The following is a 14,411-nucleotide window of genomic DNA, read 5'->3' on the forward strand; positions in this document are numbered from 1 at the left end:
GAAAAGGGAAGACAGAATCTTTGAAACGATAAGAGAAGCTGAAGTGTGGGCCGATTCGATCGCGAATGAAATGTATGGGAGAGTATTTGATGGATATGAAACATCAGATTATAAAATAGCGTATGCTCTTTCGTTTTTCCTAGCGCAAAATCAAGATTTTACAGTTCATACGGAAGTGAGCTTTAAAGAAGAGAGAGAAATCTATAAAGTTTGGCAAAATCTTGTGTAGTTGCAGGCGAGGTGTAATTACGTCTATTTTCTCAATTCTGCACAAACAAACTCCATGAATAGACAATTATATTGAGGGGGAACCTGTTTTCTAGTATGATGAGAATAACGGGGAAAATACTAGGATGAAGAAGGTTTCAAGTCTATAACTTGGAGGAAAAGAATGAACAATCGTATTTTAGTAGTTGATGATGAGGAGTTTATCTTAACTTTAATTGAATTTAATTTACAACAAGCTGGTTTTGAAGTTATAACAGCGATGGATGGAGAAATGGCGCTTCAAAAGGCGACAACAGAACGTCCGGATTTAATTATATTAGATTTAATGCTTCCGAAAATGGATGGTATGGAAGTTTGTAAAGAATTACGATTGCAGCGTATCATGACGCCGATTTTAATGTTAACAGCAAAAGATGATGAGTTTGATAAGGTGCTAGGTCTTGAACTTGGGGCAGATGATTATATGACGAAGCCATTTAGTCCGAGGGAAGTAGTTGCTCGTGTGAAGGCGATTTTGCGTCGTACGAAATTGCAACAAGAAGAACAAGTTGCAGAAGCGCCAGATGAAGATAGCATCATAATTGCAGAACTTAAAATTTTACCAGAGTTTTATGAGGCTTATTTCCAAGGAAGAAAGCTTGAATTAACACCAAAAGAATTTGAACTACTTGTTTATCTTGCGAAAAATAAGAGTCGCGTATTGACGCGTGATCAATTATTAAGTGCTGTATGGAATTATGATTTTGCTGGTGATACACGAATTGTTGACGTTCATATTAGTCATTTGCGCGATAAAATTGAACAAAATACGAAAAAACCGACGTACATTAAAACGATACGTGGTTTAGGATATAAATTAGAGGAGCCAAAAGGGGATGAATAAATTTCGTTCCAGGCTTCTTTTTACATTTGTTTCTCTCATTGTGTTTATTTTAGTTGGACTAGGTTTATTGCTAGAAACTGTTTTTGAAAACTACTATATAAATCATGCTAAAGAGAGAATGGTAAAAGAGACAGAGTATGTTGCCGTATTAGCAGAAGAACAAGGTTTCGATGATGTTTTAAAAAATCCGTATGTATTTGAAAAGTTGGAAGAGAAAATACCAGCTTCTATTCTATTTGTGGATGAAAAAAATAAAGTTCAATATAGCAAAGGGCAACAATCTACTTTTAGCCAAGAGATGGTCAAAGAACTTTCCTCTGAAACAGCGAAGCAAAAAAATAAAGTGATTACGAAAGAAACGGATCAAAAGAATGAGTTTTATCATGTTGTATTCGTTCAGGATGTAGAAGGAAAACAAGGATATATTTTGGTGAAAAGTACAATTGATACTTTGAGGGATGTTCACCAGAAAACGTGGGGATTATTAATCATTGGATTTGTCATCGCTTGTCTCGTAGTTGTATTCTTGGGTATGAAAATTACAGGGCAATATATTAGACCAATTGAATCCGTTACGAAAGTTGCAATTGAATTAGCGAAGGGGAATTATAAAGCGCGTGCATACGAAAGTCATTCGGATGAAACAGGAATGCTGAGTAAAGCAATTAATATTTTAGCGCGTAATTTACAAGAGATGACGCTTGAGCAAGAAATGCAACAAGACCGCCTGCATACATTAATTGAAAATATGGGAAGTGGAATGATTCTAATCGATAGCCGCGGTTATATAAACCTTGTAAACCGTTCGTATAAGGAGACTTTCCACGTAACAGACGAAGAATATTTAGATCGTTTATACTACGAGTCGTTTCATCATACAGAAATTATAGAGCTAGTGGAAGAAATCTTTATGACAGAAGTGAAAGTGCGTAAACAAATGTTGTTACCACTTGGAATTGAGCGAAAGCATTTTGAAGTATATGGAGCGCCAATTATTGGGACGAACCATGAATGGAAAGGAATTGTTCTCGTATTCCATGACATTACTGAGTTGAAGAAATTAGAACAAATGAGAAAAGACTTCTTAGCGAATGTTTCTCATGAACTAAAAACACCGATTACTTCTATTAAAGGTTTTTCAGAAACACTCTTGGACGGAGCGATGGATAATAAAAAGTTCTGCGAACATTTCTTGCATATTATTTTAAAAGAAAGTGAGCGTATGCAAGGTTTAATTGAAGATTTATTAGATTTGTCAAAAATCGAGCAACAAGGGTTTAAATTAAATATGGGAACCGTTGATATGAAGGGGCTTCTTGAAGATATTCATATGGTGCTTAATAATAAGGCGGGCGAAAAAGAAATCTCTTTACAAGTGGATGTATTAAAACGTGTTTCTGTCATTGGAGATCCGAGTCGATTGAAACAAATCTTTATTAATTTAATTAATAATGCAATCGTATATACACCTGCTGGAGGCGTTGTTTCTGTAGAGTTAGCAGAAGATAAATATAATGCTTACATAAAAGTATCGGATACTGGAATTGGTATTAGTAAAGATGAAATTCCGCGTATTTTTGAACGCTTTTACCGAGTGGATAAAGCGAGAAGTAGAAATACTGGTGGTACAGGCCTTGGATTATCGATTGTAAAACATTTAGTTGAGGCGCATCACGGTACAATTACAGTGGATAGCGAAGTTGGAGAAGGGACAACATTTACGGTTGTTTTACCAAAATCAGCAACTGATAAATAGGATGATGGATGTTTACAATATATTAACAATGGCTTAATTAAATATTAATAAAGCTCTGTTAATATAATAGATGAAAACCCCTTCATCCAAGGAGTAATTTTGGACGAGAGTAGTTGTGCTATTCTCGTCACTTCCCTTTATGCCAATATAAGCCGATTTTATATATAGGAAAATAACCGTTATTTTTCTTCTCTCTATTAGTCATGTTAATATAGAGAGAGGAAAGGAACGGTTTTTTTCTGTGAAAAAAATCATTTCAAATTTGTATGGGGAGGTTTCTGATTTGGAAAAAAAGGTCGTACTAGTAGATGGTAATAATATCGCGTATCGTGCTTTCTTTGCACTACCGCTTTTAAATAACGACAAAGGTATACATACGAACGCAATTTACGGTTTTACAATGATGTTAATGAGAATATTAGAGGAAGAAAAGCCGACGCATATGTTAGTAGCATTTGATGCAGGCAAAACAACGTTCCGTCATAAAACGTATAGTGAGTATAAGGGCGGACGTCAAAAGACTCCACCTGAGTTATCAGAGCAGTTCCCGTTTATTCGTGAAATGCTTGATGCGTTCAATGTGCCACGTTATGAGCTGGCAAATTATGAAGCAGATGACATTATGGGAACGTTAGCGAAAGAAGCGAGTGAGCAAGGGGCAAGTGTAAAAGTTATTTCAGGAGATAAAGATTTACTTCAACTTGTTTCTGATAACACGCTTGTATGTATTCCTAGAAAAGGGATTACAGAAGTAGATGAATATACGACAGAAGCTTTATTTGAGAAATACAGCTTATCACCAAAGCAAATTATCGATATGAAAGGTTTAATGGGAGACCAATCAGATAATATCCCGGGTGTACCAGGAGTTGGTGAAAAAACTGCGATTAAATTGTTAACACAGTTTGGAACGGTTGAAGAGGTGTATGAAAATATAGATCAAGTAAGCGGGAAGAAATTAAAAGAAAAGCTGGAAGCAAATAAAGACCAAGCTCTTATGAGTAAAGATCTTGCAACTATTATTACAGATGCACCGATTACTGTGCATGTGGATGATATGGAGTATAAAGGCTATGAAGCAAGTGATGTCATTCCAATGTTCGAGAGTTTAGGATTTACATCTCTTTTAAATAAGTTAGGTGTTACGCCGGAGGAAACAGCTCCAGCTGAATTAGATGATATTACATTTGATATCGTGGAAGAAGTTACACAAGAAATGCTTCAGCAAGATAGTGCGCTTATTGTTGAAGTGCAAGAAGATAATTATCATAAAGCAGATATTCAAGGTTTTGGTATTCAAAATGAAAATGGTTGCTACTTTATTCAGACAGACATTGCCCTTAAGTCAGATGCTTTTAAAGAGTGGCTTGCAAATGGAGAAATGAGAAAGCATACATTTGATGCGAAGCGTGCGATCGTTGCGCTTAAATGGAATGGGATAGATATTCAAGGGATTGACTTTGATTTATTAATCGCTGCGTATTTACTTGATCCAGCTGATACGGACAAAGATTTCCGTACTGTAGCGAAAATGAAAGAAACGCATGCTGTGAAATCCGATGAAGAAGTTTACGGAAAAGGCGCGAAGCGTGCTGTTCCAGAGCTAGAAGTAGTAGCGGAGCATGTCGCTCGTAAAGTGCATGTATTATATGATGTAAAGCAAACATTCATTGAAGAGTTAGAAAAAAATGAGCAATATGAACTATTTACAGAGTTAGAATTGCCACTTGCACGTGTATTAGCTGATATGGAAGTAAAAGGTGTAAAAGTTGATACGGATCGTCTTCGTAATATGGGAGAAGAGCTTGCAGGTAGATTAAAGGAAATGGAACAGGAAATTTATAAGCTTGCGGGAACAGAATTTAATATTAATTCACCGAAGCAGCTTGGTGTTATTCTGTTTGAAAACTTAAACTTACCAGTTATTAAAAAGACGAAAACAGGCTATTCTACATCAGCTGATGTACTAGACAAGCTTATGGATCACCATGAAATCATTCCAAATATTTTACATTATCGTCAATTAGGAAAACTAAACTCAACTTATATTGAAGGTTTATTGAAAGTTGTACATGAAGATTCATGTAAAATCCATACTCGTTTCAATCAAGTATTAACGCAAACAGGCCGATTAAGCTCAACGGATCCGAACTTGCAAAATATCCCGATTCGATTAGAAGAAGGAAGAAAGATTCGTCAGGCATTCGTTCCATCAGAAGAAGGATGGATTATGTACGCAGCAGATTATTCGCAAATTGAACTTCGTGTATTAGCTCATATTGCAAATGATAAAGGGCTAGTTGAAGCGTTCCAACATGACATGGATATTCATACGAAAACAGCTATGGATGTATTTGGCGTTGAAAAAGATGAAGTAACTTCAAATATGAGACGACAAGCGAAAGCTGTTAACTTCGGAATTGTATATGGTATTAGTGATTATGGTCTTTCGCAAAACTTAGGAATTACAAGAAAAGCAGCAGCAGAATTTATTGAAAAGTATTTAGAAAGTTTCCCTGGTGTACAAGAATACATGGAGGACATCGTAAAAGATGCGAAACAAAAAGGATATGTGGCTACATTATTAAATCGTCGCCGTTACATTCCAGAAATTACGAGTCGTAATTTCAATCTACGTAGCTTTGCTGAACGTACAGCTATGAATACACCAATTCAAGGTACTGCAGCAGATATTATTAAAAAAGCGATGATTATTATGGCGGATCGTTTAGAAGAAGAAGGATTACAAGCGCGTCTTCTTCTGCAAGTACACGATGAATTAATATTTGAAGCACCAAAAGAAGAAATTGAAAAATTAGAGAAGCTTGTACCAGAAGTAATGGAACATGCAATTGAACTGGCAGTTCCGCTGAAAGTTGATTATTCTTACGGTCCAACTTGGTACGACGCAAAATAAGGAAGTGATGAAATGCCTGAATTACCAGAGGTTGAAAACGTCAGACGGACACTTGAAAATCTTGTAACAGGAAAAACAATTGCAGATGTCATTGTTACTTATCCCAAAATAGTAAAACGTCCGGATGATGCAGAAATCTTTAAAGAAATGCTAAAAGGCGAGACGATTGAAAATGTAAAGCGAAGAGGAAAGTTTTTGCTTTTATATGTAACGAATTATGTCATTGTTTCCCATTTGCGTATGGAAGGTAAGTTTTTACTACATCAAGAGGATGAGCCGATTGATAAACATACGCATGTCCGTTTCTTATTTACAGATGGAACTGAATTGCATTATAAAGATGTGAGAAAGTTTGGTACGATGCATCTCTTTAAGAAAGGTGAAGAATTGAATCAAATGCCTCTTGCTGATTTAGGACCAGAGCCATTTGATGCTGAATTGACACCGAAGTATTTACAAGAGAGATTGCAAAAGACAAATCGCAAAATAAAAGTCGTATTATTAGACCAACGCCTTTTAGTAGGGCTTGGAAATATATATGTAGATGAAGTTTTATTCCGTTCTCAAATTCATCCAGAACGAGAAGCGTCGTCTTTAACAGAAGAAGAAATCGAGAGAGTGTACGAAGCAATTGTTACAACGCTAGGCGAAGCAGTGAAGCGAGGCGGAAGTACAATTAGAACGTATATCAATTCGCAAGGACAAATTGGTTCATTCCAAGAACTTCTAAATGTATATGGGAAAAAGGGAGAACCATGTGTGACTTGCGGTACGATTTTAGAAAAAACAGTTGTTGGCGGGAGAGGAACGCATTACTGCCCAATTTGTCAGCCTAGAATATAGAAAAGAGATAACATCGGATAGGCATTTGTCATATACATACAGCAGAGCTATGTATAAGGGAGGAGCTTACCGATGTACCTTTATTTATCTCTTATTTTATTAGCTTTTACATTAAGCTTAGATAGCTGTAGTGTAGGGCTAACATATGGTTTAAGAAGCGTAAGAATTCCACTAAGATCAATTATAATTATCGGAATTTGTTCAGCGGCTGTTATGCTTGTTTCAATGGGAATTGGACATATGATCGCGAAAGTTTTTTCACCTGTTATCGCAACGCGTATCGGTGGGCTTGTTCTTATTGGAATAGGGATTTGGGTATTATACCAATTTTTTCGGAGTGATAAAAAAGAAGAACCGAAGCAAGAGGAGAAGGTCTGGAAATTAGAGATTGCTTCACTAGGACTAGTGATTCAAATTTTACGGAAACCGACTGTTGCAGATTTTGATAAATCGGGTACTATTTCTGCAGGAGAAGCATTACTTCTCGGTATAGCTCTTTCTGTAGATTCGTTTGGTGCTGGAATTGGTGCATCTTTATTAGGTTATGCACCTGCTATGATGGCGATATTAGTCGCAGTAATGAGTTCTTTATTTTTATTTATTGGAATGAAGCTTGGTACGGTTTTATCGAATATGAAATGGTTGCAAAAATTTACATTCCTGCCTGGGGTATTACTCATCATTATTGGAATTTGGAAAATGTAAGTATGGGCGTGGAACATTAGTTTCGCGCCTTTTATTATGAGGAGGATTATTATGACAGTAGTAATTGGATTAACGGGAGGCATTGCAAGCGGAAAAAGTACGGTATCAGAAATGTTTCGTGAGCTAAGTATACCAGTTATTGATGCAGATGTTATTGCAAGAGAAGTTGTAGAACAAGGAAAACCAGCATATAACAAAATTGTAGAGGCATTTGGAACGGAAGTGTTACAACAAGATGGGGAACTGGATCGTCCAAAATTGGGAAGCATCGTTTTCTATAATGAAGAAAAACGATTGCAGTTAAATAAAATTGTGCATCCTGCAGTACGTGAAGAAATGAATACACAAAAAGAAATGTACATAAAAAAAGGTGTGCAAGCGGTTGTGTTAGATATCCCGCTATTGTTTGAAAGTAAATTAACAAGTCTTGTGGATCGTGTTTTAGTTGTAGCAGTTACGCCGAATACACAATTAAATCGCTTAATGAAACGAAATAACTTTTCAGAGAAAGAAGCAACGGCTCGTATTCGATCTCAGATGCCATTAGAAGAAAAAGTGAAAAATGCAGATGAAGTGATAAATAATGATGGCACAATTATGGGAACGAAAACACAATTACAGGTAATTTTAAAGAAATGGAACATTATTGACTAAAAAATTGTGAAATTAGTGAAAATGCTTAGTGACATATCTCCTTTTTGTGTTATACTATTATTGGGATTGGAGATAAATAGTATAACGCATTCAAGGGGGATAACATATTATGACTCGTGTGGCAATTAATGGATTTGGACGTATTGGGAGAATGGTATTTCGTCAGGCAATAAAAGAAAGCGCATTCGAAATTGTAGCAATCAATGCAAGCTATCCATCTGAAACGTTAGCACATTTAATTAAATATGATACAGTTCACGGCAAGTTTGACGGAACAGTAGAAGCATTTGAAGATCACTTATTAGTTGATGGGAAAATGATTCGCCTTTTAAACAACCGCGATCCAAAGGAATTGCCTTGGACAGATCTAGGTGTTGAAGTCGTAATTGAAGCAACTGGTAAATTTAATTCAAAAGAAAAAGCAATTCTTCACGTTGAAGCTGGAGCGAAAAAAGTTATTTTAACAGCGCCTGGTAAAAATGAAGATGTAACAATTGTAGTTGGTGTGAACGAAGACCAATTAGATATTACAAAACATACTGTTATTTCAAATGCATCTTGTACAACAAACTGTTTAGCACCTGTTGTGAAGGTGTTAGATGAGCAGTTCGGAATTGAAAACGGTTTAATGACAACTGTTCACGCTTATACAAATGACCAAAAAAATATTGATAACCCACATAAAGATTTAAGAAGAGCACGTGCTTGCGGACAATCAATTATTCCGACAACTACAGGTGCTGCGAAAGCGCTAGCAAAAGTTCTTCCGCATTTAAACGGAAAACTTCACGGTATGGCACTTCGTGTACCGACGCCAAACGTGTCTCTTGTTGACTTAGTAGTAGATGTAAAACGTGATGTGACAGTTGAAGCTATTAATGATGCATTCAAAACTGTTGCCAACGGTGCGTTAAAAGGCATCGTAGAGTTCAGTGAAGAGCCATTAGTATCTATCGACTTTAATACAAATACACACTCAGCTATTATCGATGGTTTATCTACAATGGTAATGGGTGAGCGTAAAGTGAAAGTACTTGCTTGGTATGATAACGAGTGGGGCTACTCTCGTCGTGTTGTAGACCTTGTAACGTTAGTTGTTGACGAATTAGCGAAACAAAAAAACGTGCAACATATTTAAGTGAATAAGGGAGAGGGCAGGTGAATATTTGCCCTCTTTTTTTAATTTTTTCTGAAAAGGAAAAAAATTATACGAGTATATTTTAAAAAGTGGACATACCACAAAGCGTTGGGATTACTGCATTCGTGAATCATTTCTTTTTTTTAGGGAAAAGTAAAGAGGAAAATATGACAGAAAATCGAAAAAACTGTTGTTGCAAAATGAAAATAAACAAAGTATACTAACACTCGTAAACTTAAGAGCTGAGGTACGTAGTCACTACTTAAAGGGTTAGGACCTCTCTGGACTAACTTTCCCCCGTGGTAGTGGAGCAAGCCAAATTGCAAATTAGTTTTCAATTCGAACAGTTAGAATAAATTTACAAGGGGGAACTGTAGAATGGATACTATGGATACGATGGGTCGTCACGTGATCGCTGAACTTTGGGATTGCGATTTCGACAAGCTTAATGACATGCCGTATATTGAACAATTATTTGTGGATGCAGCACTAAGAGCTGGTGCTGAAGTACGTGAGGTTGCTTTTCATAAATTTGCACCACAAGGTGTAAGTGGAGTAGTAATTATCTCGGAATCACATTTAACAATTCATAGCTTTCCGGAGCACGGTTACGCAAGTATTGATGTTTATACTTGTGGGGATCGTATTGATCCAAATGTTGCTGCAGAATATATTGCAGAAGGTTTAAACGCGAAAACGCGTGAGAGCATCGAGCTTCCTCGAGGCACTGGTAGCTTCGAAATTAAGCAGAGAGAAACAAAAGCTCTTTAAAAAAGAACATAATTGATTTAAAATGTAAAGAGGTGTATAATGCACCTCTTTTTTAGTTTATAAAAAAGGAAAACATAACGTACTTGTTAGTTGGATAAATTGAACTTTTACAAATAAGTTAGTGTCGCATCTACCATCTCATTTTGTTGAAAAACTTGATGATGAAATAATGCGTTGAAACTTAAAGTGGTAAGAGCGTTAGAATGAGTTATATAATATTGTATATATATTTTTAGGTGAAGTGAGTAGAGAGAAAATAAAGATTATAGTGTAAAGGAGTGAATATATTGCGTTGTCCATCCTGTTCTCATAATGGCACAAGAGTGTTAGATTCGCGTCCGGTAGACGAGGGGCGCTCTATTCGAAGAAGGAGAGAGTGTGAAAGTTGTTTAAGTCGCTTTACGACATTTGAAAGAGTAGAAGAGTCGCCTCTTATCGTTGTTAAAAAAGAAGGTACACGGGAAGAATTTAATAAAGAAAAGATTTTACGTGGTTTAATTAAAGCGTGTGAAAAAAGACCGGTATCTTTAAGACAATTAGAGGAAGTAACACAAAGTGTGGAGCGTGAACTTCGTAATTTAGGTATTTCAGAAGTGAAAAGTGATATGATTGGTGAAATAGTTATGGAAGAGCTTCGTGATATCGATGATGTTGCTTACGTGCGTTTTGCTTCTGTATATCGTCAATTTAAAGATTTAAATGTATTTATTGAAGAATTAAAAGATATACTGCAAAAAGAAAGAGAATAGAAGCCCAATTCCGTTCTCTTTACATACTGTAAGTAATGAGATAAGAGAGCTAGAAGCGTAAGCTAATAGCTCTTTTTCGCTAATAAAATATATAATGAAGATAGAATGAATTTAAGGATAGATTGAATGAGAGAAAGGAAAAGCAAGAATGGAAAAACAGTCATGGATGGAGCTATTGCCGATTGATCGTTACAAAGTAAGTGCGAAAGGGCTACTACATAATTACGACCGAAAAGTGTTAACAATGTTGTATCAGCCGTTAATAGGTAGTAGAGCTTTTAGTTTATACATGACGCTATGGGGAGAGTTAGAGCAGGATCGTGTATTTGGAAAAGAGAATACACATCATTCCCTTATGGTGACTATGCAAATGCAACTTCCTGAAATATATGAGGAGCGAGTGAAGTTAGAGGCGATTGGGCTTTTAAAGGTATATATTAAGAAAGAAAAAGATATTCGAATGTTTATATACGAGTTGCAACCGCCTTTATCTCCGAAGCAGTTTTTTGATGATATTGTTTTAAGTATCTTTTTATACAATCGATTGAGTCGGACAAAATATAATCAAGTAAAGCAATATTTCTTAGAAGAAGAATTTGATTTTGCTTCTTATGAAAATGTTACGCGCTCTTTCAATGATGTGTTTGGATCGTTTAATCCAGGGCAGCTTGAGCATGCGCAAGAAGACCTTCGTATTCCAAAAACGACAACTATGCCAAGTAATGAGAAGGGAGACGCTCCAGAAGTTTGGAATGATTTCTTTGATTTCTCCTTATTTGTAGACGGCTTGTCTGCTCTTGTTCCTAAAAAGGCGATTACAGATCAAGTGCGAGAATGTGTCATTACACTTGCTTACGTGTATGGTGTAGATGTGTTATCGATGCAAAATATCGTTCTTGGTGCGGTGACAGAGATGCAGACCATTGATATTGAAAGGCTTAGAAAAGGAGCGCGTGATTGGTATCAGTTCGAAAACGGTCAAGCGTTACCTGTATTAAGTGAAAGAGTACAGCCTCACGCTGCACGTATGATGAAAGAGAAAGAGCCTTCTACACAAGAAGAGATGTTAATCAAACAGTTAGAGGAAATCTCACCAAAACAACTATTGAAAGAAATCTCTGGTGGTGCAGAGGCCACGAAGGCTGACTTGCAAATCGTTGAAGATGTAATGATGAACCAAAAGTTAACGCCAGGTGTTGTGAATGTACTTATTTATTACGTTATGCTACGCTCAGATATGAAGCTTGCGAAAACGTATGTGGAGAAGATTGCTGGTCATTGGGCGCGTAAAAAGGTTGGCACAGTAGCTGAAGCGATGGCACTGGCGAAAGAGGAAAACCGTCAATATCAAGAGTGGGCTGAGACGAAGAAAAAAGGCCGTACGTCGAAGAAAACGGTACGAAAAGAAATGGTACCAGATTGGCTGAAAGAAGAGCCGAAAGAACAAGAGAAAGAAACTGTGAAAAAAGATGTAAGTGTTGAAAAAGGTGCAAGTACGTTAGAAGATGAACGAAAACGACTAGAAGAAGTGTTGAAAAAATATAAGCGTGATTAATAGAAGAGAATGAACGCTCTTTGAGGTGAGAAAATGGAGCATATTCAAAATTCATTTGCAAAGTTAATGGAAAATAAAAATTTTAAAAATAGATATGAAGTATTAAAGGCGGAAGTAATGGCACATCCGCGTGTGAAAGCATTTATAGATGAACATCAAGGTGAAGTAACAACTTCTATGATTGAGCGTAGTCTTGTGAAATTATACGAATATATTGGACAAAGTGTAGGTTGCGCGGATTGTCCGGATTTAGGTTCGTGTAAAAACATGCTGCAAGGATATGAGCCAAAGCTTGTTATTCAAGGTAAGATGATTGATATTCAATATGATCGCTGCATTAGAAAAGTAGCGTATGACGAGAGGAAAAAATACGAAAAACTCGTTCAAAGTGTATATATGCCAAATGATATTTTACAGGCAACGATGGAGAATTTAGATCCTTCTGATTTAGATGCACGTATCCATGCAATCGGAGCGGCGAATGAATTTTTAAGTACATATGAACCAGGTAAAAAAGTACAAGGTTTATATTTGTACGGTAAATTTGGTGTAGGAAAAACGTATTTATTAGGAGCAATCGCGAATGAACTTGCTCGAAAGAAAATAAGCTCGATGCTTGTATACTTCCCAGAATTTTTACGTGAAATTAAAAGTTCGATTCAAGATAATTCGATTGGGGAAAAAATTGATGCCGTTAAACGTGTACAAGTGCTAATGTTAGATGATATTGGAGCGGAAGCGATGTCAAGCTTTGTACGTGACGACGTGCTCGGCGCAATCTTACAATTCCGTATGCTAGAAAACTTGCCAACGTTCTTTACGTCTAACTTTGATTTCAAGGAGCTGGAACATCATTTAACGTATACACAACGTGGTGAAGCGGAAGAAATGAAAGCAGCTCGTATTATGGAACGGATTAAATATTTAGCGAAACCAATTTCAATTGGCGGGAAAAACCGTCGTCATAAGTAAAGAGTAAGCTGAAAAGCTTGCTCTTTTTTCGTTTTGAACGCGTTTTACACTAGCTGAATTGTAAAATGAAAAGTTCTTATAGAAAATTCATTGTAGCTTGTATCATTTTTTTCTCCCTCCCTTAATATATATAAAATTAGCAGGCCATATCGAGTGGATCTTCTAACGATAGGAAATGAAATTCTACTAAGAGTGAACTTCACGCGGAACGGACTCTTATAGGATTTGTAACGTATAGATACAATCCTTTAGAGCGGGGATAAAAGGGGGGACAAAAGTGATTGAAATTTGCTTCGAAGAAAAAAATGATGCTATGCACGTATATAAACAACTACTGAAAAGAGCGGAAATGTTATATAAGGAAACGAGTGTGTACTTGCAGGAACAGAAAGTTGTGATTCACATACCAGTGCGTGAATCGAATTATATTGAAAAGATTTTATTACCAGTAATGGTGTATTTCATTGTGAATGTGAAACAAAATGAGTGGATAGATACAATCTTAAAAGAAAAGTTTTTTTATGAAGAACAAGAAGAGTGTCATCAAATATTGCATATGGCACAGGAGATTTTAAAGGGAAGAAGAAAAGGTGTAGCGCAGGATTTAACACGCAATGCATTTGAATCATACATTAAGTCTTCTTTAAATAATTGGATTTGTGATCCGCTCTCATTCTCGTTTACATCATATGTTCGTTTTCGTCTTCGTACATATAGGGAAATGGTAGCTAAGCTTGCGGAAGTGGCGATTGATGAGTATAAGATGGAACAAGAGTATCAAATGTTCATTGAGACGCTTCGGCAACAAGTGAGTAGTCGGAAATCACGTTTGTCCTGTGTGCACCTTATTTTTGATGAAAGCTTTATTTTTTATGATGATAAAGGTAGACGTTTAAAACAGGAGAGATTGGTCCAATATATAGATGAAGAATTATTAAAGCAAAAGGATGTATATATTGATACGAAAATAATTGCACCACTTCTTTCTATTTCGCCGAAAAAAATTTATTTATATACGAAAGAACAAGATCACAATATGATTATTACGTTGCGAAACGTATTTCAAGAACGAGTACAATTACATGGATTACATGAGTTTGAGCGCAATGTGAAAAATTTAAAAAATAAAGGTAACGCCCTTGATTTTCTAAGTTTTTGAGCATATAATTACCTACATAAATGAAATATATCGAAATGTCATGATGAGGACATGAGTAGTTTTCTACGATTTTCAGAGAGG

Annotated in this window: 13 protein-coding genes and 1 other annotated feature (1 of these 14 running past the window's edge); all 13 genes read left to right on the forward strand. The window is 36.2% G+C overall.

Annotated features, from left to right (window positions below):
• Positions 1–229: hypothetical protein (locus tag BAQ48_RS06025; RefSeq protein ID WP_071710391.1), on the forward strand; the 229-nt coding region annotated here is incomplete at its 5' end.
• Positions 230–391: 162 nt separating this feature from the next.
• A complete protein-coding gene (gene phoP, locus BAQ48_RS06030) occupies positions 392–1,111 on the forward strand; it encodes a two-component system response regulator PhoP (protein ID WP_071710392.1) in 720 nt (239 codons plus the stop codon).
• Positions 1,104–2,867 (forward strand): sensory box histidine kinase PhoR, encoded by a 1,764-nt coding sequence (gene phoR / locus BAQ48_RS06035; protein ID WP_071710393.1) that lies wholly within the window; start codon positions 1,104–1,106, stop codon positions 2,865–2,867. Before phoP ends, phoR begins: the two co-directional genes overlap by 8 nt.
• Positions 2,868–3,150: 283 nt before the next feature.
• Entirely contained in the window at positions 3,151–5,784 is a 2,634-nt protein-coding gene (gene polA / locus BAQ48_RS06040) for a DNA polymerase I (RefSeq protein ID WP_071710394.1), read from the forward strand.
• A 12-nt stretch (positions 5,785–5,796) separates the two neighbouring features.
• Entirely contained in the window at positions 5,797–6,627 is an 831-nt protein-coding gene (gene mutM / locus BAQ48_RS06045; RefSeq protein WP_071710395.1) for a DNA-formamidopyrimidine glycosylase, read from the forward strand.
• 72 nt (positions 6,628–6,699) lie between these two features.
• Complete coding sequence (gene ytaF, locus BAQ48_RS06050; RefSeq protein ID WP_071710396.1) at positions 6,700–7,332, forward strand: sporulation membrane protein YtaF; 633 nt, start codon at positions 6,700–6,702, stop codon at positions 7,330–7,332.
• 51 nt (positions 7,333–7,383) lie between these two features.
• Positions 7,384–7,986 carry a dephospho-CoA kinase gene (gene coaE / locus BAQ48_RS06055; RefSeq protein ID WP_071710397.1) on the forward strand — a complete coding sequence of 201 codons (603 nt, stop codon included), beginning with the start codon at positions 7,384–7,386 and terminating at the stop codon, positions 7,984–7,986.
• Positions 7,987–8,095: 109 nt separating this feature from the next.
• The gene (locus tag BAQ48_RS06060; RefSeq protein ID WP_000198976.1) at positions 8,096–9,124 is read left to right on the forward strand and encodes a glyceraldehyde-3-phosphate dehydrogenase; all 1,029 of its coding nucleotides are present in this window, start codon (positions 8,096–8,098) and stop codon (positions 9,122–9,124) included.
• 387 nt (positions 9,125–9,511) lie between these two features.
• On the forward strand, positions 9,512–9,895 hold the full coding sequence (gene speD, locus BAQ48_RS06065; RefSeq protein ID WP_002003660.1) for an adenosylmethionine decarboxylase: 384 nt from the start codon (positions 9,512–9,514) through the stop codon (positions 9,893–9,895).
• A 287-nt stretch (positions 9,896–10,182) separates the two neighbouring features.
• Complete coding sequence (gene nrdR / locus BAQ48_RS06070; protein ID WP_001203687.1) at positions 10,183–10,644, forward strand: transcriptional regulator NrdR; 462 nt, start codon at positions 10,183–10,185, stop codon at positions 10,642–10,644.
• A gap of 148 nt (positions 10,645–10,792) precedes the next feature.
• The gene (locus tag BAQ48_RS06075) at positions 10,793–12,199 is read left to right on the forward strand and encodes a replication initiation and membrane attachment family protein (protein ID WP_071710398.1); all 1,407 of its coding nucleotides are present in this window, start codon (positions 10,793–10,795) and stop codon (positions 12,197–12,199) included.
• A gap of 33 nt (positions 12,200–12,232) precedes the next feature.
• Positions 12,233–13,171 carry a primosomal protein DnaI gene (dnaI, locus tag BAQ48_RS06080; protein WP_000400113.1) on the forward strand — a complete coding sequence of 313 codons (939 nt, stop codon included), beginning with the start codon at positions 12,233–12,235 and terminating at the stop codon, positions 13,169–13,171.
• Between the two features lie 277 nt (positions 13,172–13,448).
• Positions 13,449–14,330 carry a putative sporulation protein YtxC gene (gene ytxC / locus BAQ48_RS06085; protein WP_071710399.1) on the forward strand — a complete coding sequence of 294 codons (882 nt, stop codon included), beginning with the start codon at positions 13,449–13,451 and terminating at the stop codon, positions 14,328–14,330.
• A 31-nt stretch (positions 14,331–14,361) separates the two neighbouring features.
• Positions 14,362–14,411 (forward strand) — a binding site (T-box leader) (it continues 179 nt past the right edge of the window).

It is taken from the genome of Bacillus luti, assembly GCF_001884105.1.
GTDB classification, from domain to species: Bacteria; Bacillota; Bacilli; order Bacillales; family Bacillaceae_G; genus Bacillus_A; species Bacillus_A luti.

Excerpts from the sequence above, each read along its gene's own strand:
- phoP (WP_071710392.1), top strand. The coding sequence starts at position 392 with ATGAACAATCGTATTTTAGTAGTTGATGATGAGGAGTTTATCTTAACT.
- phoR (WP_071710393.1), top strand. The coding sequence starts at position 1,104 with ATGAATAAATTTCGTTCCAGGCTTCTTTTTACATTTGTTTCTCTCATT.
- mutM (WP_071710395.1), top strand. The coding sequence starts at position 5,797 with ATGCCTGAATTACCAGAGGTTGAAAACGTCAGACGGACACTTGAAAAT.
- ytaF (WP_071710396.1), top strand. The coding sequence starts at position 6,700 with ATGTACCTTTATTTATCTCTTATTTTATTAGCTTTTACATTAAGCTTA.
- coaE (WP_071710397.1), top strand. The coding sequence starts at position 7,384 with ATGACAGTAGTAATTGGATTAACGGGAGGCATTGCAAGCGGAAAAAGT.
- BAQ48_RS06060 (WP_000198976.1), top strand. The coding sequence starts at position 8,096 with ATGACTCGTGTGGCAATTAATGGATTTGGACGTATTGGGAGAATGGTA.
- speD (WP_002003660.1), top strand. The coding sequence starts at position 9,512 with ATGGATACGATGGGTCGTCACGTGATCGCTGAACTTTGGGATTGCGAT.
- BAQ48_RS06075 (WP_071710398.1), top strand. The coding sequence starts at position 10,793 with ATGGAAAAACAGTCATGGATGGAGCTATTGCCGATTGATCGTTACAAA.
- dnaI (WP_000400113.1), top strand. The coding sequence starts at position 12,233 with ATGGAGCATATTCAAAATTCATTTGCAAAGTTAATGGAAAATAAAAAT.